The 17366-nt window shown below is 65.9% G+C and carries 16 protein-coding genes; 7 read left to right on the top strand and 9 right to left on the bottom strand.

Features of this window, described 5'->3' with window-relative positions; all coding sequences use genetic code 11:
• Nucleotides 1-224: 224 nt before the first annotated feature.
• Nucleotides 225-1226, bottom strand: coding sequence for a UDP-N-acetylmuramate dehydrogenase (locus tag O5O53_RS11435; RefSeq protein ID WP_367616751.1), 1002 nt, complete (start codon nt 1224-1226; stop codon nt 225-227).
• 24 nt (nt 1227-1250) lie between these two features.
• Here O5O53_RS11435 and O5O53_RS11430 point away from each other — a divergent pair, with 24 nt between their 5' ends.
• The 3 genes from O5O53_RS11430 to O5O53_RS11420 are packed head-to-tail and all read left to right on the top strand — an operon-like array spanning nt 1251 to nt 3353.
• On the top strand, nt 1251-1742 hold the full coding sequence (locus O5O53_RS11430) for a DUF2505 domain-containing protein (RefSeq protein ID WP_034997073.1): 492 nt from the start codon (nt 1251-1253) through the stop codon (nt 1740-1742).
• A complete protein-coding gene (locus O5O53_RS11425; protein ID WP_269512146.1) occupies nt 1742-2551 on the top strand; it encodes a class I SAM-dependent methyltransferase in 810 nt (269 codons plus the stop codon). Before O5O53_RS11430 ends, O5O53_RS11425 begins: the two co-directional genes overlap by 1 nt.
• A gap of 10 nt (nt 2552-2561) precedes the next feature.
• Nucleotides 2562-3353 (top strand): LmeA family phospholipid-binding protein, encoded by a 792-nt coding sequence (locus tag O5O53_RS11420; protein ID WP_269512140.1) that lies wholly within the window; start codon nt 2562-2564, stop codon nt 3351-3353.
• A gap of 18 nt (nt 3354-3371) precedes the next feature.
• Here the strand turns inward: O5O53_RS11420 and O5O53_RS11415 are convergent, their stop codons facing one another.
• The 7 genes from O5O53_RS11415 to O5O53_RS11385 form a co-directional block, all read right to left on the bottom strand.
• Nucleotides 3372-3647 (bottom strand): DUF2516 family protein, encoded by a 276-nt coding sequence (locus O5O53_RS11415; RefSeq protein ID WP_239356010.1) that lies wholly within the window; start codon nt 3645-3647, stop codon nt 3372-3374.
• A 44-nt stretch (nt 3648-3691) separates the two neighbouring features.
• Nucleotides 3692-4237 carry a CGLAU_01105 family protein gene (locus O5O53_RS11410; RefSeq protein ID WP_239355964.1) on the bottom strand — a complete coding sequence of 182 codons (546 nt, stop codon included), beginning with the start codon at nt 4235-4237 and terminating at the stop codon, nt 3692-3694.
• A gap of 14 nt (nt 4238-4251) precedes the next feature.
• A complete protein-coding gene (locus O5O53_RS11405) occupies nt 4252-5535 on the bottom strand; it encodes a DUF445 domain-containing protein (protein ID WP_269512137.1) in 1284 nt (427 codons plus the stop codon).
• An 88-nt stretch (nt 5536-5623) separates the two neighbouring features.
• Complete coding sequence (locus O5O53_RS11400) at nt 5624-5992, bottom strand: hypothetical protein (protein ID WP_181889686.1); 369 nt, start codon at nt 5990-5992, stop codon at nt 5624-5626.
• 87 nt (nt 5993-6079) lie between these two features.
• Nucleotides 6080-6829, bottom strand: a complete 750-nt coding sequence (locus O5O53_RS11395; RefSeq protein ID WP_181889685.1) for a succinate dehydrogenase/fumarate reductase iron-sulfur subunit — start codon at nt 6827-6829, stop codon at nt 6080-6082.
• The gene (locus O5O53_RS11390; RefSeq protein WP_239307426.1) at nt 6829-8907 is read right to left on the bottom strand and encodes a fumarate reductase/succinate dehydrogenase flavoprotein subunit; all 2079 of its coding nucleotides are present in this window, start codon (nt 8905-8907) and stop codon (nt 6829-6831) included. The genes O5O53_RS11395 and O5O53_RS11390 overlap by 1 nt, the downstream gene beginning before the upstream one ends.
• A 21-nt stretch (nt 8908-8928) precedes the next feature.
• Nucleotides 8929-9702, bottom strand: a complete 774-nt coding sequence (locus tag O5O53_RS11385) for a succinate dehydrogenase cytochrome b subunit (RefSeq protein ID WP_269512134.1) — start codon at nt 9700-9702, stop codon at nt 8929-8931.
• Nucleotides 9703-9968: 266 nt separating this feature from the next.
• On the opposite strand from O5O53_RS11385, the gene O5O53_RS11380 reads away from it, so the two are divergent.
• Nucleotides 9969-10433, top strand: coding sequence for an SRPBCC family protein (locus tag O5O53_RS11380; protein WP_269512131.1), 465 nt, complete (start codon nt 9969-9971; stop codon nt 10431-10433).
• Nucleotides 10434-11010: 577 nt separating this feature from the next.
• Here O5O53_RS11380 and lpdA read toward each other — a convergent pair.
• Complete coding sequence (gene lpdA / locus O5O53_RS11375; protein ID WP_269512128.1) at nt 11011-12423, bottom strand: dihydrolipoyl dehydrogenase; 1413 nt, start codon at nt 12421-12423, stop codon at nt 11011-11013.
• An 80-nt stretch (nt 12424-12503) separates the two neighbouring features.
• Between lpdA and O5O53_RS11370 the strand changes: the two genes are divergently transcribed.
• The 3 genes from O5O53_RS11370 (at nt 12504) to O5O53_RS11360 (ending at nt 17356) form a co-directional block, all read left to right on the top strand.
• Nucleotides 12504-13934, top strand: a complete 1431-nt coding sequence (locus O5O53_RS11370; protein ID WP_269512125.1) for an alpha/beta hydrolase — start codon at nt 12504-12506, stop codon at nt 13932-13934.
• Between the two features lie 334 nt (nt 13935-14268).
• Nucleotides 14269-15387, top strand: a complete 1119-nt coding sequence (locus O5O53_RS11365; RefSeq protein ID WP_269512123.1) for an alpha/beta hydrolase — start codon at nt 14269-14271, stop codon at nt 15385-15387.
• Between the two features lies 1 nt (nt 15388).
• Nucleotides 15389-17356: a prolyl oligopeptidase family serine peptidase gene (locus O5O53_RS11360; RefSeq protein ID WP_269512121.1), complete on the top strand. Its 1968-nt coding sequence runs from the start codon at nt 15389-15391 to the stop codon at nt 17354-17356.
• Nucleotides 17357-17366 lie beyond the last annotated feature (10 nt).

The raw sequence follows: 17366 nt of genomic DNA, 5'->3' as shown, positions 1-17366 counted from the left end.
ACGGGCAGACGACCCAGCCAAAAACCTCTCAACCGCACCAACGCGGATATCAGATGGAAAACCTGCGGGCATCGGAATACCTTCCAGCCCCCAACACTCCAACTTTTTGTCCGCGCTCCCAAAACGGCATAGTAGCCGGTTGTAGGTAGCCGGTTTTCACCATCTGCGCTAGTGCGCTCCGGCGGAGGCGGGGCTCGAGCACGGAGCAAGCTGGGGTCCGGCGGCTAGAGGCCGACCCAGACGGGCTCGGGGTGCAGCTCCACCCCGAAGGCGTCGATGACCTGGGCCTGTACGCGGCGGGCGAGCTCGACGATGTCGGCGGCGCTGGCGTTGCCGCGGTTAGTCAGCGCGAGGGTGTGCTTGGTGGACAGGCGCGCCGGGGCATCCTCGCCGGGGAAGCCGCGGTGGCAGCCGGCGCGCTCGATGAGCCAGGCCGCCGAGAGCTTTTCCTTGCCGTCGCCGGCGGCGAAGCGCGGCATCGACTCCTCCCCCACCTGGGCGGCGATCTCGTCGGCGAGCGCGGACGGCACCACGGGGTTGGTGAAAAACGAGCCGGCGGACCAGGTGTCGTGGTCGGCGGCGTCGAGCACCATGCCTTTGGCCCGGCGCGTCTCCAACACCGAGGCACGCGCCTCGGCCAAGGGGACGCGCTTTCCGCCCAAGTGGCGCAGGGGGATGGACTCGTCGGTCTTTTCCAGCTGCAGCTCAATCTCCAGCACCACGGCGCGCGAGGTGAATTTCAGGTTGGAGTACCGGTATGCCAGGTCCAGCGACGACGCGGGCACCCACTCGTCTACGCCCGTCTCGCGGTCCCAAAGCCGCACGCGGGTGAGCACGTCGGCGATCTCCGCTCCGTAGGCGCCCACGTTCTGCACCGGGGTCGCGCCGGCGGAGCCGGGGATGCCGGACAGGGCCTCGATGCCGCCCAGTCCGCGCTCCACCGCGTAGGCGACAACTGCATCCCATTCGGTGCCGGCTTGGATGCGCAACCGGAGGTCGTCGATAGGCAAGATGCCCTCATTGCGCACAAGCACCGCCGCGAGATCGAGATCACCGTCCGCGACGACCAGGTTGGAGCCGCCGCCGACGACCAGCAGCGGGGTGCCGTCGCGGTCGAGCTGAGCCACTGTTTCGGCGAGCTCGTCGGCGCTATGGCACTCGTAGGCCGCGGCCGGGGTGCCGCCGACGCGCAGCGTGGTCAGGGAGGCGAATGATGGGGCAATCACGTCCACAACGGTAGTCTGTGAGCCATGACTGCACGTAGTGAGATCACTGTGACCATCAACCAGCCGATCGAGAAGGTCGCGCAGGCCTACAGCACCCGCGAATACTGGGAGTTCATCGCCGAGAAGCTCTCCCCGGAGCCGGGCGAGCTCAACGAGTTCGCGGACAACACCGCCACCCTGTTTGAGATCCTGCCCAAGTCCATCCTCCCGGAGGCCGCGCAGGCCATGGTCTCCCAGGACCTGAAGCTCAAGCGCGTGGTTACCGTCGGCGAGCTGGACGGCGACACCGCCAAGCACACCATGACCGGCGACGTGAAGGGCACCCCGGTGGACCTGGGCGCCGAGTACACCGCCACCCGCGACGGCGATAACACCAAGCTGGACTACGAGCTCGAGGCGAAGGTGAACATCCCGTTCATGGGTGCCGCGCTGGAGCCGAAGGTGGCCGACGCGCTCGAGGAGATCGTGGAAAACGAGGCGAAGCTGACCGAGCAGTGGATTAGCGAGAACCTCTAATTCCCCACTACCACAACCTGCGCGCCACCCCGGGTGCCGCCGGCAAGCCCTACGGGGTGATCACCCGCGGCACCACCGGGGTGAATCGTTTGCGCAGGTCAGACCGCTGGACCCGCTTCAACCCGCGGGTCCAGTCCCTTTTGCGCTCCGCCGCCGCGCCGCTGGCGGTGGACGTGGGTTACGGCGCGTCGCACACCACCACCGTGGAGTGGGCCGGGTGGCTGCGCCAGATCCGCCCCGACATCGAGGTCGTGGGCCTGGAGATCAACCCCGAGCGCGTCCTGCCGCCTCGCGACGGCGTCCGCTTCGAACTCGGCGGCTTCGAACTCGCCGGCTACCGGCCCCACCTCGTACGCGCGTTCAACGTGCTGCGGCAGTACGACGTGGACCAGGTGCCGGACGTGTGGCGCACGGTGTGCGCGGGGCTCGCCCCCGGCGGCCTCTTCATCGAAGGCACCTGCGACGAGCTGGGGCGGCGTTGCGCATGGCTGTTTCTCGACGCCTCCGGTCCCCGCACGCTGACCTTGTCCTGGGACCCCTTCCACACCTCGAAACCCTCGGACGTGGCGGAACGGCTGCCCAAGGCGCTGATCCACCGCAACGTGCCAGGCGAGCCGATCCACCAGTTCCTGGTTGATGCGGACGCGGCCTGGGAGCGCGCCAGCGGCTGGGACCCGCACGGCCCGCGCGTGCGGTGGCGCCACGCCCTGGAAGACCTGGCCCGGGACTGGCCGGTGCACCCCCAGCGGCGCCGCCTGGCCGACAACTTTGTCACTGTGGATTGGCTGGCAGTCGCTCCTGCTTCGTAAACTGGCCCGCATGAAAACTGCGTGGAAAGTTGTCCTGTCGATCATCGTGGCGGTGCTGCTGCTGTTCATCGTGGCGGAGGCAGGCATCCGGGCGTTCATCGCCCACCAGGTCACCTCCCAGGCCCCGGAAGGCACGTCCGTGTCCTTCGGCGCCAGCCCCGTGACCATCGGCCTGCTCGGCGGCAAGTTCCCCCACATGACCGTGGACCAGCAGTCCGACCTCCAGATCAACGGCGACCAGATCACCGGCAACCCGGCATCCGTGGTGGACATGGACAACGTCCGCCTGAACAACGGCGAGCCGGTGGCTGAGTCCGTGCGCCTGACCACGGAGCTGCCCAACGACTTCGTGCGCGCCATGCTGAACCAGCAGATTCAGGATCAGATCGGCGACAACTTCCTCGCCAACGTGATCACCGTTTCCGACGTGGTGTCCAACGAAGACGCCGGCACGTTCTCCATCGTGTTCACCTCCGGTGCCGCGGGGATTGAGCTGCAGCCGGAGATGCAGGACGGCCAGCTGACGTTCAAGGCCCGCAGCACCGAGCTGTTCGGCTTCGCCTTGCCTGACGACGTCGCCGACGCCATCAGCTCCGCCATGTCCCAGGGCGTCGCACAAGAGGCCACCGGCGGGATGAGCGTGGAAGACTTCACGGTCATCCCCGGTGGCCTCCGGGTCACGGTTTCTGGCAACGACGTGAACTTCAAGGAGCTGCAGGATATGCAGCAGTCCCAGCAGCTGCCGGGCCAGCCGGAGCAGGCACCCCAGCAGCCCGAGCAGCCCGAGTCCCAGTCGGCGTAACCGCCGCTGCGGCGCGCCTCACCAGCCGTAGTCGCCGTTTACGATGCGTTGGATCTGCGGGCGCACGTCGAAGAAGTAGATGCCGATGGCCACTGCGCCGAACCACGCGATGAACGGGAAGCGCAGCAGGCACGCCAACGCCGCCAGCACCAGGATGCCCACCCAGGCGCCCTTGGACTGCCGGTTCGCCGCCTCGAAGGCGTCGGCGCGCGTGGTGGCCGCCATGACAGCCCCGACGATGCCGGCGATACCCACCACCACCATCAGCGCCATCCCGACGCGGGACGGCAGCATCATGATCTGGTGAATTTGGCTGACAGCGGCGGTATCCATGGTGTTTACTTCTTCAGGTCCTCGACGTTGACGGTGGTGTCGTTCTTGGTGTTGTCCACAACTTCGCCGTCGATGATATCGCCGCCGGTCTTCTCGCCAGCGAACTGGTCCTGGACGCGCTGCACCAGGCCCTCGAAGCGGGCGCGCAGGTCGTCCACGGTGCCCTCAATGCCCTCGGTCTGGGTGCTGTCGAGGCGCTCGTTGAACGCGGCGCGCGCATCGTCGATAGTGCTGCGCAGCTTCGCCTTCACGTCGTCGGTGAACTGCAGGTCGCGCTCGCGCAGGCTGTTGAAGAGCTTCTCCGCCTCGTCCGTGAAGTTGGTGGCGGCGCCGCGCACCTCGCCCTCGGTATTCGCGTTGCTCAGGTTCTGGCGCGCGTCCTCCGTGGCGGTCTTAAAGCGGTCCGACAGCTCGCCGGTGGCCCTCGTCAGCGCCGCACCGATAGCGGAGCCAGCGGACAGCAGCGCGTCGCCGGCCTCGCGGAGGTTGTTGCGCACCTCGTCGCCTGTGTTGTTTTCGGTGTTGTTGTTGAGGTTGGTGTTCTCGGTCATCATTCGCTCCTTCGCTAGTAGAAGATCAGTTGCGAACCAGTGTAAATAGCTAGCCCGGCCAGTGCACCGACGATTGTGCCGTTGAGGCGGATGAACTGCAGGTCTTTGCCCACCATGAGCTCAATTTTCTCCGCCGCTTCCTCGCCGTCCCAGCGCTCGATGGTCTCCGCAATGATGCCCACGATCTGGTCGGCGCCGTTGTCCGCGGCGAAGTGCGTGGCCTTCTCCAGGGCCCGCTCTGCGTCGGCGCGCACCGCAGGGTCGTCGACAAGCTTTCGCCCCCACTCGCGCGCCGAAGCAGCAGCTTTACGACGAAGCCCGCTTCGCCCATCCGACGCTTGCGCCACAATCGACGCCGAGATTTGCTCCCAGATGCTGCCCGCCGCGGACGTGACCGCGCCGGAGCCCATGATGTCGGCCTTGAGCGCCTCCACCCGCGAGATCATCTCCCCGTCGAACTGGAGGTCCTGGGCGAACTGGTTGATCTGGCGGCGGATCGCCCGGCGCGCCTCGTGGTGCGGGTTCGTGTCCACGTCCTCCATGAACGCGACCATCTCGTCGTAGACGCGCTGGCCCACCAGCTCCTTGGCAAAACGCGGGGCCCAGCGCGGCATCCGCTCGTCGATCATGGTGACCACGGTGTCTTCCATACCGTCGACCTTGCGGCGCCCCCAGGCGACAATGTCGTCCACCACCGGATCCACCTTGCCGTCCGCGATCAGCCCCTCCAGGGTGCGGCCCAACGGCGGGCCCCAGATCGGCTCGGCCAAGCGGTCGATGAGCTGGGTGTTGATGAACGCCTCCGCCTCCTTCGGATCGATGCCCTCGACCATGCGGACGGTGAACTTGCCGGCCTCCTCGCTGACACGCTCCGCGTTCTCCGGCTTGGCAAGCCAGCGCCCCACCCGCTCCGGGATGCCGGCAGCCATGACCTTGTCGGTAATCGTGCGGGCGTTGAGGAAGTTCTCGGACACAAAGTCGCTGAGCACCCCAGCGACCTGGTCCTTCTTCCGCGGGATGATCGCGGTGTGCGGGATAGGGATGCCCATCGGGTACTTGAACAGCGCGGTGACGGCGAACCAGTCCGCCAAACCGCCGACCATGCCCGCCTCCGCGGCGGCGCGGACGTAGCCGATCCAGGCCGCGCCGTTGCCCTGGGACTGCGCCCACGAGCACGACAGGAACACCACCGCCATCAGGCCCAGAAGACTGGTCACCGCGATCTTGTGTTGGCGCAGCACGCGGCGGCGCTCGTCCTCGTTTGTGGGGGTGGGCATCATGGAAAGCTGCTCGCTCATGCCCATGATTAAAGCAGGCACACCGACACGGGCACGAAAAATGCCCCCTCCGCAGGTGGAGAGGGCATTTGCGGGAAGCGCTACGCGGCTAGTTCACGCGGCCGGTGCGCTTGCGGTAGGCCTTGTAGTCCTTGCGGCCCACGACGATCAGGATGGCGCCGAGGATGGCGGTGACCACTGCCTCGACGATGCCGAGGATCAGCAGGCGCTGGGCCAGGTCGTGGGTCTGGGAGCCGAAACCGTAGACCATCGCGCCGGCGCCCCACACGGCCAGACCGATGCCGAAGAGGGTGGACAGGATCAGGCCCATTGCAACCCAGGTGGAGTTCCGGGTCAGGGAAGAGTGCGGAGCACTCAGCGACACCGGGTCGTAGCCGTCGATGTAGGTGTCATCGATGCGGCCGACGTACTCCGGGTAGGACTCGTTGCGGATATCTGCAACTGCGGTGGAACCCATTGTTCTTGTTTCCTTCTTCAGCTTCGGTGTGGCTTCAGCGTGAGCTGCTGCGATGGTTCGAGTATACGACAGGATGCGTGGTCGTCCCTAGTCGTCGCCGCCCTTGAAGGCGGCGCGGGCGCGCTCGGCGTTGATCGCGCCGACCGCATCCAGCGGGATACCAGCCGGGCACACGTCGGCGCACTCGCCGTACAGCGAGCAGTGGCCGAAGTTGGTCTCCAGCTCGTCGACCATCTTGCGGGCGCGGCGGGAACGCTCCTGCTTACCCAGCGGCAGCAGCTTCAGGTGCTTCAGCTTCGCGCCGGTGAACAGGTGCGCAGCGCCGTTCGGGCACGCAGCCACGCACGCGCCGCAGCCGATGCAGGCCGCGTAGTCGAGCGCGGTCTCCGCGTCGTGGTGGTTGACCAGCAGGGTGTCAGCGTCCGGTGCAGTGCCGGCGTTGACGGAGACGTAGCCGCCCTGCTCCATCACGCGGTCCAGCGCGGAGCGGTCCACGGCGAGGTCCTTGATCACCGGGAACGCGCCGGAGCGGAACGGCTCGATCTTCAGGGTGTCGCCGTCCTTGTAGTTGAACAGGCGCTGCAGGCAGGCAGTGGTGTTCTGGCCTGCGCCGTGCGGGCGGCCGTTGACCAGCAGGCCGCAGGTGCCGCAGATGCCCTCGCGGCAGTCGGAGGCGAAGACGAACGGCTCCTTGCCCTGCTCGACGTAGGTCTCGTTCACGTGGTCGAGCAGCTCCAGGATGGACATCTGCTCCACAGCGTCATCGACCTGGACGGTCTCGAAGCTGCCCTCGGTGTCAGGACCAGCCTGGCGCCAGATTTCAAGTGTCAGTTTCATTACTTGTAGTTCCTTGCCATCAGCGGGATCGAATCAAAGTGCAGGGGTTCTGCGTGGCGGATGAACTGGCCTTCTCCGGCCGGCTCCCAGGCCGACACGAAGCACCAGTTGTCGTCGTCACGCTCTGCCTCGCCGTCATCGGTGAGGTGGTCCATACGGTAGTGCGCACCGCAGGACTCGTCGCGGTCCAGGGCGTCGATGCACATGAGCTCGCCGAGGTTGATGTAGTCGACGAGGCGCAGTGCAGCCTCCAGCGTCTGGTTCATGTCGTTCGGGGAACCCGGGATTGAGATGTTGGTCCAGAAGTCCTCGCGCAGGGCGCGGATCTTGCGGATGCCCTCCTCCAGGCCCTCCACCGTGCGGGACACGCCACAGTGCTCGTAGAGGATGTCGCCGAGCTGCTCGTGGAAGTGCTCCGGGCCGTGCGGCTCCGGGCCGCGGATGGACATGATGCGCTCGATGCGCTCGGTGACGTCAGCCACCACGTCCTGGGCTTCGCGGGAATCCTCGGCCAGCTTCTCCTCGCCGAGGTGGTCGGCCAGGTAGTTCGGCACCGTGAACGGCAGGGTAAACCAGCCGTCCACAGAAGCGGACAGCAGCGAGTTCGCGCCCAGGCGGTTCGCGCCGTGGTAGGTCCAGGAGCACTCGCCGGCGGCGAACAGGCCGTCGATGGAGGTCATCTCGTTGAAGTCCGTCCACAGGCCGCCCATGGTGAAGTGGACGGTCGGGGCGATACGCATCGGGGACTTGTACGGGTCCTCGCCAGTGGAGTCCTCGTACATCTCGAACAGGTTGGAGTAGCGCTCGCGGATGGTGTCTTCACCGAGGCGCTCGATGGCGTCGGAGAAGTCCAGGTACGCGGAGTTGTGCAGCGGGCCCACGCCGAAACCGGCGTTGAGCTGCTGGGAGATCGCGCGCGAAGCCACGTCGCGAGGCACGAGGTTGCCGAAGGCCGGGTAGCGGCGCTCCAGGAAGTAGTCGCGCTCCTCCTCCGGGATGGTGTTCGGGTCGCGGTCGTCGCCCTTTTCCTTCGGGGTCCAGATGCGGCCGTCGTTGCGCAGGGACTCCGACATCAGCGTCGTCTTCGCCTGCCACTTCGCGTTGACCGGCAGGCCGGTCGGGTGGAACTGCACGAAGCACGGGGACGCGAGGTACGCGCCGCGCTCGTACGCGCGCATCATGGCGGAAGAGTTGGAGTTCTTCGCCAGCGTGGTCTTGTGGTACACGTTGCCGTAACCGCCGGTGGCGAGGATGACAGCGTGGCCGGTGAACGGCGCGATCTCACCGTTGATCAGGTTGCGGGTGACAATGCCCGCGCAGTGCTTCTTGCCGTCCTTCTCGGTGATGATCAGGTCCATCAGGTCGTGGTGGGTGAAGATCTCCACGTTGCCCAGGTGGATCTGACGCTGCAGCGAAGACGCGGTGGACAGCTGCAGCTGCTGGCCTGTTTGGCCGCGGGTGTAGTAGGTGCGGGAGACCTGCACGCCGCCGAAGGAGCGGGTGGCCAGGGTGCCGCCGTACTCGCGGGCGAACGGAGCGCCGATGGCGTTCATGTGGTCGATCACGCGGACGGACTCGACGGCCAGGCGCCAGCAGTCGGACTCGCGGCAGCGGTAGTCGCCGCCCTTGACGGTGTCCTTGGTGTGGCGGTATGCGCCGTCGTTGTCCACCTTCTTGCCGCGGGCGGAGTTCACGCCGCCCTGGGCCGCAATCGAGTGCGCACGGCGCGGGGCGTCGTGGTAGGTGAAGGCCTTGACGTTGTAGCCGAGCTCGCCCAGTGCCGCGGCCGCGGCGCCGCCGGAGAGGCCGGTGCCGACCACCAGGACGGTGAACTTGCGGCGGTTCAGCGGCGAGACCAGGTTCATGTGGTCCTTCTGGTGCTGCCACATGTCCTTCATGCGAACCTCGTCGCGGTTCGGCTCGTTGGACTCGAGGACGTTGCCCGGGGTCACGCCTGCAGCTGCAGACTCGGGCTGGCGGAAGCCGCCGGTGCTCTGCTGGCCCTGTGCCTCAGCGGAGGTCTGCTCCCCGCCGTTGGAACCCTGGGCCCCGGAAAGACCGGAAATAGAGGTAGTCATATTTGTTCTCCTAAAAAGCCGTTACCTGGAAAAATCCGGGACCCAGCCGAACGCGATGGCGAGCGGCATGACAACGTTGCCTGCGACAACGATGAACGGGAGGATGTACGCGAGGATGACCATCAGGCCCTCGCCGCGCTTGCCCAGCCAACCGAGGTCGGACACCGCAAGGTAGATACCGTGCGTCAGGTGCAGCAGCAGCGCCAGGTTGGCAACCACGTACACCAGGGTGACCCACCAGCGGCCCGGGGCGAAAGTGGCGAGCAGGTTGTTGCGCACCGCGCCGTGGACGAACTCGTCGGAGGCGACCGCCTGGCCGATCGTCAGGTCCAGCAGGTGGAAGAGGATGAACAGCAGCAGGATGATGCCGGTCCAGATCATCGACTTCGTGGCGGTGGACTGCCACCCGCCCATCAGGTTGGTGCGCTTGAAGCGGCCGCGGGACGCGTTGGAGCGGGCGCGCAGGGTGAATGCGCCCCACACGTGCAGCACCAGGCAGGCCAGCAGGATGATGCGGAGAATCCACAGGAAGCCCTCGCGTGGGAACAGCGGCTCGCCGATCGTGCGCAGGAACTCGCCGTAATCGTCGATCGGCGCGGAGCCGTCGGCGTTCAGCGGCATGAAGATCTTCAGGTTGCCCACCATGTGGCCGAGGACGAACAGGCCGAAGATCAGGCCAGTGATCGCCATGGTCAGCTTGACGGCCCACGTGGGGTAGGACGGCCGCTCGCGCAGCGGCTTCTCAGTAATTTTTCCGTGACGAATGGCTTCACGGTCTGCGTTTTGTACAGTCATGGCACCTCCAGTGTCGCTAATACTCTAAGAGATGGCCCCCGCTCACACACACCGGATTGCCAGGCTCACCCCACACACCCCCTAACCTCAACCGCCACTTGAGCCCTTCATCCAGCACTCCACATTGTTTGTGACCTTTGTCACCACATTGCGCATCCACCTCAGATCCCACATTCTCCACCCCGTTCAGTGTCAATCTTTGGTTGGTTAGCCCCACCTAACGTCAACGCCAACTCCGTTCGCCGAAAATCTGTACCCTGGCTGCCATGGCTATCGACAAGAACACTGAAAACAAAGCAACCCGCCAGATCGACGCTCCCGCAGCCGAGATTTTCGACATCCTCTCCAACCCCAAGCGCCACGCCGAGACGGACAACTCCGGCATGGTTGTCTCCGCCGACCAGGGCGAGCGCCTGAAGAACGTCGGCGACACCTTCACCATGAACATGACCAAGGAAGACGGCGACTACCAGACCGTCAACGAGGTCTTCGCCATCCAGGACGACCGCATCATCGGCTGGAAGAACGTGGAGAACACCACCGCAAAGGTGAAGGTCGGCGCGAAGTGGCTCTACGAGCTCGAGCCGATCGACGCGGACAACACCAACGTCACCCTCACCTACCAGCGCGATGAGCTGGAGGAGAACCTCCTCGCGATGACCGAGAAGTTCGACGACGACTTCCTGGCCAAGTCCCTCGACTCCCTCGCCGAGGCAGTAGCAGGCGCATAAGCCTTCGCTTCTCGACGTCACCAAAGGCGGCCCGCCGGACCCAGCGCCCGGCCGGCCGCCTTTCCCATGCCCGCCGCTTCGCCAACCGTCCCCGCACCGACCCCGTCCCCACACCAGCCCCGCCCGCTCTCCTGATCTGCTAGTTCCCCAAATTTGCGAACTAGCAGATCAACTGTCCAACTTTTCGTTTCCGCAGTTGATATCGGCAACGACTTTCACTATGAGCCTGATCTGCTAGTTGCCCGGAGGAAGACGGGGCGGGGAACTAGCAGATCTGCCACTGAAACGGCCCAGCCGCGTCATTTTCACCGTCCGGGCTGCCCCCCACACCGCCCCGATACTGATCGTCTAGCAGTGTCGGAGCGCTGCTAGACGGTCACGCTGGTAATGAACATCAGCTTCATTACGAACTGGGGAAATACAATCGGGGATTGCTGATCGTCTAGCAGGGTCGCCCGCGCTGCTAGACGATCCGCGAGTTCGGGCACGGGCAGGCGCGGGCGGCTGCCACGGCACGCAAAAAGGCGGGCCCTGCCGGGAAGCGGGGCCCGCCTTTGGTGCGTCGTAAAGCGAAGGCTTACAGGTTGATCATGTGGCCTTCGATGCCGTGCGCGATCTCCTTGATCACCTCCGGCAGAGTCGGGTGGATGTGGATGGAGCGCGCGATCTCGCCTGCGGTGAGGTCGAAGCGCTGCGCGAGGACGACCTCCGGTATGAGCTCGGAGACGTTTGCGCCGACGAGGTGGCAGCCCAAGATCTCGCCGAACTCGGCGTCCGCGACGAGCTTGCCAAAGCCAGCGGTCTCCGCCAAGCCCACTGCCTTGCCGTTTGCGGAGAACGGGAAGGTGGCGACCTTGATGTCGCGGTCCGGCCACTTCTCCTTGGCCTGCTCCTCGGTGTAGCCCATGGAGGCGACCTGCGGGTTGCAGAAGGTGGCGCGCGGGGTCATCATGTAGTCCTCGATTTCGAGGGTCTCCGCGTCCGCGATGGTCTCGGCGGCGATGATGCCCTGGGCCTCAGCCAGGTGGGCGAGCTGGAGCTTCGCGGTGACGTCGCCGATGGCGTAGATGTGGTCGACGTTGGTGCGCATGCGCTCGTCGATAGCGATGGCGCCGCGGTCGGTGAGCTCCACGCCTGTGTTCTCCAGGCCGTAGCCCTCGGTGCGCGGGGCGAAGCCCACGGAGATCATGACGCGGTCCGCGGTGAGGGTCTGAACGTCGTCGGAACCGTTCTTCTTCACGTCGACCTCGACGGAATCGCCGTTGTCGCGAACCTCGGTGGTGGCGTGGCCGGTGAGCAGCTTCACCCCGAGCTTCTTGTAGGCCTTGGCGATCTCCTTTGAAACGTCCTTGTCCTCGTTGGGCAGGACGCGGTCCATGTACTCGATGACGGTGACGTCCACGCCGTAGTTGGACAGCACGTAGGCGAACTCCATGCCGATGGCGCCGCCGCCGACGATGACCATCTTTTCCGGAGCCTCCGGGTTGAGGATCTGCTCCTCGTAGGAGACCACGTTCTCGGACAGCTCAATGCCCGGCAGGGTGCGCACAACGGCACCGGTGGCGATGATGCAGTCGTCGAAGGTGACGGTCATACCCTTGTCGTCGCCGTCGGTGATCTCGATGGTCTTGGCGTCCTTGAAGGTGCCCAGGCCGTTGATCTCCTGGATCTTGTTCTTCTTCATCAAGTAGTGCACGCCACCGACGATCTTCTCGGAGACCTTGCGGGAGCGCTTTTGGGCGTCCGTGTAGTCGAACTCCACATCGCCCTTGATGCCGAAGGTTTTCGCATCGTGGTTGAAGATAGATGCAACTTCAGCGTTCTTAATCAGTGACTTGGAGGGGATGCAGCCCACGTTGAGGCAGACGCCGCCCCAGTACTGCTTCTCAATGACGGCAACTTTCTTACCCAGCTGAGCTGCACGGATGGCGGCGACATAGCCACCGGGGCCAGCGCCGAGGACAACAACGTCAAAATGTTCTTTACTCACGCTGCATATCGTACGTGCCCGTCTGGCAAAATGTTGCAAAGCATTTTGTTTCTTCCTTGAATGAAAGTGAGCGATTCACTGTGAAGTTCACTCGCACGGCGGTGGCCCTAGGCGCCGCCGCCCTTATCGCCGCAGGCTCCGTTCCCGCCGTCCAGCACTTCGCGGAGGGCGACGCCGACAAGCCGGTCACCACCCTGTCCCCGGCGGCGACGACGGTGCAGACCTCGCTTGAGACCCCGACCTCCAGCGAAACCACCACCCCGACCACGGGCACAACCACCAGCACAACCACGTCGGAGAAGCCGAAGGTCGTACCGAAGCCCTCTACTGAGACGACGTCGCCGACGACGGCGGAGACGGATGCGCCGTCGACAAGCACAAGCACGAGCCCGACCGCAACGGTCGTGGAGACCACCGCCGAAGAAGACGAGCCGGAAGATCACCCGAACATTAGCCCGCTGGGTGAGGCCCCGAAGACCTACAACGGCAAGGACCAGGCGTGGGTGCGCATCCTCGCGCGCCACCGCGACGCCTGGGACAACGAGGCGATCCGCGTCCACTCCGAGGCCATGGACCGCGACATCCCGGTGGCGATCTTCTACGCCACCGACGAAGAGGGCGAGCGCAAGGAGAACGCCCCGACGGTCTACCTGCTCAACGGCGCCGGCGGCTCCGAGCAGGACACCGACTGGGTCGCGCAGGCCTACGACGAGCTGGAGAAGACGTACAAGGACTCCGGCGCGAACGTTGTCATCCCGATGGAAGGCGCGTTCTCCTACTACGTGGACTGGGCCGCCGAGCCGCCGGTGGACACGGACACGAACCCGTTCTTCCACGGCAAGCAGATGTGGTCGACCTTCCTGGCGGACGAGCTGCCGCAGGCGGTTGAGCCGTACATGAACGCCGACGAGGAGCACCGCGCGGCGGCCGGCCTGTCCATGGCCGCGACCTCCGTGCTGCTGCTGGCGGAGCACAACCCGGGCTTCTACGACGCTGTCGGCTCCTTCTCCGGCTGCGCGGCGACGTCCACGCCGATCCCCTGGGAGTTTGTGAACCTGACAGTCAGCCGCGGCGCGCCGAATGTGATGGCGCCGGAGTACATCTTCGGCGAGCGCGGCTCGGACTACAACCGCCACTACGACGCACTGGTCAACGCGGCGGATCTCAAGGGCACCGCGGTATACCTGTCCACAGGCACGGGGCTGGCGGGCGAGAGCGACACGCCGGGCTACCTGAAGGACCGCTTGATCAATCAGTACGGCGTGGACCCGAATTCGGCTTCGGCCCGCGCGTTGTCGAACGCGATGACGCTGCAGGTTGAAGGCGGCGTGATCGAGGCGGCGATGAACGCCTGCACCCACGATCTGATGGTGAAGATGCGCGCCAACGACGTGGAGGTCACCCACGCTGAGCTGCGCAATGTGGGCACCCACAGCTGGGCGTCCTGGCGCGATGACGTCAAGCTTTCCTTTGACAAGGTGTTCAAGAAGGCGCTCGGTCTGGAGCAGTAGGCACTTGCTTTACGACGCCTAACGGCGCCTCCCCGCTTCGAGCCGGGAGGCGCCGTTTTTGGTTTGTGCGAGAAGGCGCGTTTTAGAACATGCCCATGCCGTAGGCGATGGTGGAGGACATGGAAGATCCTGCGTGGACGAGCTCGCCGAGAATCTGGTTGATCTGCACCTGGAAGGTTTCGATGGGGTTCATGTTGGGGTCCTTTCGGGGTTTCAGGGCGGGGGCGCAACACGCCACACGCGTAACGCTGGCCACTACAGTAACGAATGTCCCATAGAATGGCGCAATAATTGCCTGTCAGTTTACCCCCCTCCCCCAGGACTGGATACACAGATGAAGAAGATCAAGGCGGCGGCGCTTGCCGCCCTCACCGCAGTCTCCCTCGCATGCACCGGCGCTCCGGCGGTGTCCGCCCAGCCGGCCGGCCAGGAGGGCATTGTAAAGGCGTGGGACGCGCGAACGAACCCGCCGCTGATCACCCGCACCGGCCAGGCGCAGGAGTGGGTCAATCAGGTGGACCACAAGACGGTGCTGTCCTACAACGTGTATTCCCCCTCCATGCGCCGCGACATCCCGGTCGCGGTCGTCCCGGCCACCGACGCCGCAGGCAACCGCGTGCGCAACGCGCCGACGTTGTACCTGCTCAACGGCGCCGGCGGCGCGGAGCAGAACCAGGACTGGCTGAAGCTCTACCCGGTGAAGGACTACTTCGCCGGCAAGGGTGTGAACGTGGTGGTGCCGCAGGCTGGCGCGTTTTCCTACTACACGGACTGGGTGAAAGACGACGTCGCCTCCGACTACGTCAACGGCCCACAGAAGTGGGAGACGTTTTTGACCAAGGAGCTGCCCGGCCCGATCGAGCGCGTGGTGGGCGCCAACGGCCGCCGCGCCGTGACCGGCGTGTCCATGTCCGCCACCTCTGCCCTGCTGTTCGCGCAGCACAACCCGGGGATGTACCAGGCCGCGGCGGCGTTTTCCGGCTGCGCGTCCACGTCCTCGCCGCACGGCTACAACTTCGCGCGCTTGACCGTCAACCGCGCGGGCACCCCGAACTTCCAGACGGTCACCCCGGAGATGATGTGGGGTCCGATGAACGGGCCGTACAACCGCTACAACGACGCGCTTCTGGGCGCGGAGAAGTTGCGCGGCACCCACCTGTACATCTCCTCCGGCTCGGGCCTTGCGGGGCACCCGGACCAGGTCAGCTACCTGCTGGGCAAGGGCGCACCGATGCCGGCGGCGCAAGCCGGTGCAGCCGTGCTGCAGGTCGAAGGCGGCGTGATTGAGGCCGCGGTGAACAAGTGCACCCACGACCTGAAGGCCAAGCTGGACGGCCTGGGCATCCCGGCCCACTACGAGCTGCGCAACGTGGGCACCCACTCCTGGCCGTACTGGACCGAGGACATGGACCGCGCCTGGAACACCACCATCAAGCCTGCCCTGGGGGTCTAGCGTGCGCGACATCGAGCCCAAGCTTCTCGACGACCTCACGGGCGCCCCCGCCCTGGAATGGGCCCGGGAGTGGTCCGACGCAACAGAAGCGCGGCTCGATTCGTCCGCGCTGCGCGAGCGGATCCGCGCCGCCTTGGATTCGGACGACCGGATCCCGTTTGTCACCCGGCGCGGCGAGTACCTGTACAACTTCTGGCGCGACGGCGAGCACCAGCGCGGACTCTGGCGCCGCACGACCCTCCCCTCGTTCCTCGGGGAGGAGCAACCCGACTGGGAGGTCCTCCTCGACGTCGACACGCTCGCCGAGGAAGAAGGCGAGGACTGGGTGTACAAGGGCGCCACCGTGCTGCCTGTGAGCTGGGACCGGGCGCTGATCCGCCTGTCGCGAGGCGGCGCGGACGCGGTGGTAGTGCGCGAATTCGACCTTGAACACCGTGCCTTCGTCGACGCGGCCGACGGCGGTTTCACCATCGACGAGGCTAAAACCTCCGTCGACTGGGTGGACCGCGACACCATCCTGGTGGGCACCGACGAAGGCCCGGGCACGGTGACCAACTCCGGCTACCCCATGCAGGTGGCGCGCTGGACCCGCGACGGCGGCAAGACCGTCATCTTCACCGGCGAGCCTAACGACGTCGGCGTATGGTCGGGCTACGACGTGGTGGACCGGAGGACCGTCGTCACGCGGGCGCTCGATTTCTACACCTCGCGAACGTGGGTCGACGGCGAGTTTGTGGACGTGCCCGACGATTGCGACGCCATCCCCCACCGCAAGTGGCTGTTCATCCAGCCGCGCACCGAGTTCGCGGGCGTGCCCGCGGGCGCGCTCGGCGTGATCGAGCTCGAAGCGTTCCAGCAGGGCGGCCGAGAGTTCGCCGTGCTGGAGCAGGACGCGACCGTGGAAGCGATCGCGTTCACTGAAAACGCGCTGCTTTTGACCTGCCTGGTGGACGTGGCCACCAGCATCTCCCGCATCGCGCTGGGCACCTGGGAGCGCACCGAGCTCGCGCTGCCGGAGGCCGCGAGCGCGCACGTCGTTGCCTCCAGCCCGCTGGCCGGCGACGAGTTCTGGGTCGCCGCGTCCTCCTTCACCACGCCGACAACGCTTCTGCGCGGCGACGCCTCCGGCGCACTCACCGAGGCCAAGCGCGCGCCTGCCCACTTCGACACGGCAGGGCTGGAAACCCGCCAGCACTGGGTGACCTCCGCCGATGGCACCCGGCTGCCGTACTTCATCACCGGCGACTTCTCCCTTGGTGCACGTCCCACGCTGGTGGGCGGCTACGGCGGCTTCGAGGTCTCGCTCACGCCCGCGTTTTCCAACGTGCGCGGCATCGCATGGTTGGAACAGGGCAACTTCTACGTCCAGCCCAACCTGCGCGGCGGCGGCGAGTTCGGCCCCGAGTGGCACTCGCAGGTGGTCAAAACCAACCGGCACAAGGTGTGGGAGGACCACAAGGCGGTGCTCGAGGACGTCGTCGCCCGCGGCTACGCCGAACCTGCGCAGATTGCCATCCGCGGCGGCTCCAACGGCGGGCTGCTCACCTCCGGCGCGCTGGTGCAGTACCCGGAGTGCTTCGGCGCGGCCGTGATCCAGGTGCCGCTGACGGACATGCTGCGCTACCACACCCTGTCCGCCGGCGCGTCGTGGATGGCGGAGTACGGCGACCCGGACAACGTCGATGAGCGCGCAGCGATTGCAACCTGGTCGCCGCTGCACAACGTCCGCCCGCGCGAGGACGTGGCGTATCCCCCGGCGCTGGTGACCACCTCCACGCGCGACGACCGCGTCCACCCCGCCCACGCCCGCACCTTCGCGCTCGCCCTGTGGCGGGCGGGCCAGCCGGTGGACTATTTCGAGAACACCGCAGGCGGGCACGCCGGCGCCGCGGATAATGCACAGGTGTCGCGGGTGGAGGCGTTGATCTACCAGTGGATCGACGACAAGATCGGCCAACCGCTGGCGTAGACTTCCCGGC

Origin of the sequence: Corynebacterium faecium, from assembly GCF_027257105.1 — a bacterium.
In the GTDB taxonomy this organism is placed as follows: domain Bacteria; phylum Actinomycetota; class Actinomycetes; order Mycobacteriales; family Mycobacteriaceae; genus Corynebacterium; species Corynebacterium lehmanniae.
Note: the sequence above shows the minus strand (reverse complement) of the source record. Positions and strands in the feature narration are given on the sequence as shown.

Excerpts from the sequence above, each read along its gene's own strand:
- O5O53_RS11430 (WP_034997073.1), top strand. The coding sequence starts at position 1,251 with ATGACTGCACGTAGTGAGATCACTGTGACCATCAACCAGCCGATCGAG.
- O5O53_RS11420 (WP_269512140.1), top strand. The coding sequence starts at position 2,562 with ATGAAAACTGCGTGGAAAGTTGTCCTGTCGATCATCGTGGCGGTGCTG.
- O5O53_RS11415 (WP_239356010.1), bottom strand. The coding sequence starts at position 3,647 with ATGCTGCCGTCCCGCGTCGGGATGGCGCTGATGGTGGTGGTGGGTATC.
- O5O53_RS11410 (WP_239355964.1), bottom strand. The coding sequence starts at position 4,237 with ATGACCGAGAACACCAACCTCAACAACAACACCGAAAACAACACAGGC.
- O5O53_RS11405 (WP_269512137.1), bottom strand. The coding sequence starts at position 5,535 with ATGAGCGAGCAGCTTTCCATGATGCCCACCCCCACAAACGAGGACGAG.
- O5O53_RS11400 (WP_181889686.1), bottom strand. The coding sequence starts at position 5,992 with ATGGGTTCCACCGCAGTTGCAGATATCCGCAACGAGTCCTACCCGGAG.
- O5O53_RS11395 (WP_181889685.1), bottom strand. The coding sequence starts at position 6,829 with ATGAAACTGACACTTGAAATCTGGCGCCAGGCTGGTCCTGACACCGAG.
- O5O53_RS11390 (WP_239307426.1), bottom strand. The coding sequence starts at position 8,907 with ATGACTACCTCTATTTCCGGTCTTTCCGGGGCCCAGGGTTCCAACGGC.
- O5O53_RS11385 (WP_269512134.1), bottom strand. The coding sequence starts at position 9,702 with ATGACTGTACAAAACGCAGACCGTGAAGCCATTCGTCACGGAAAAATT.
- O5O53_RS11380 (WP_269512131.1), top strand. The coding sequence starts at position 9,969 with ATGGCTATCGACAAGAACACTGAAAACAAAGCAACCCGCCAGATCGAC.
- O5O53_RS11365 (WP_269512123.1), top strand. The coding sequence starts at position 14,269 with ATGAAGAAGATCAAGGCGGCGGCGCTTGCCGCCCTCACCGCAGTCTCC.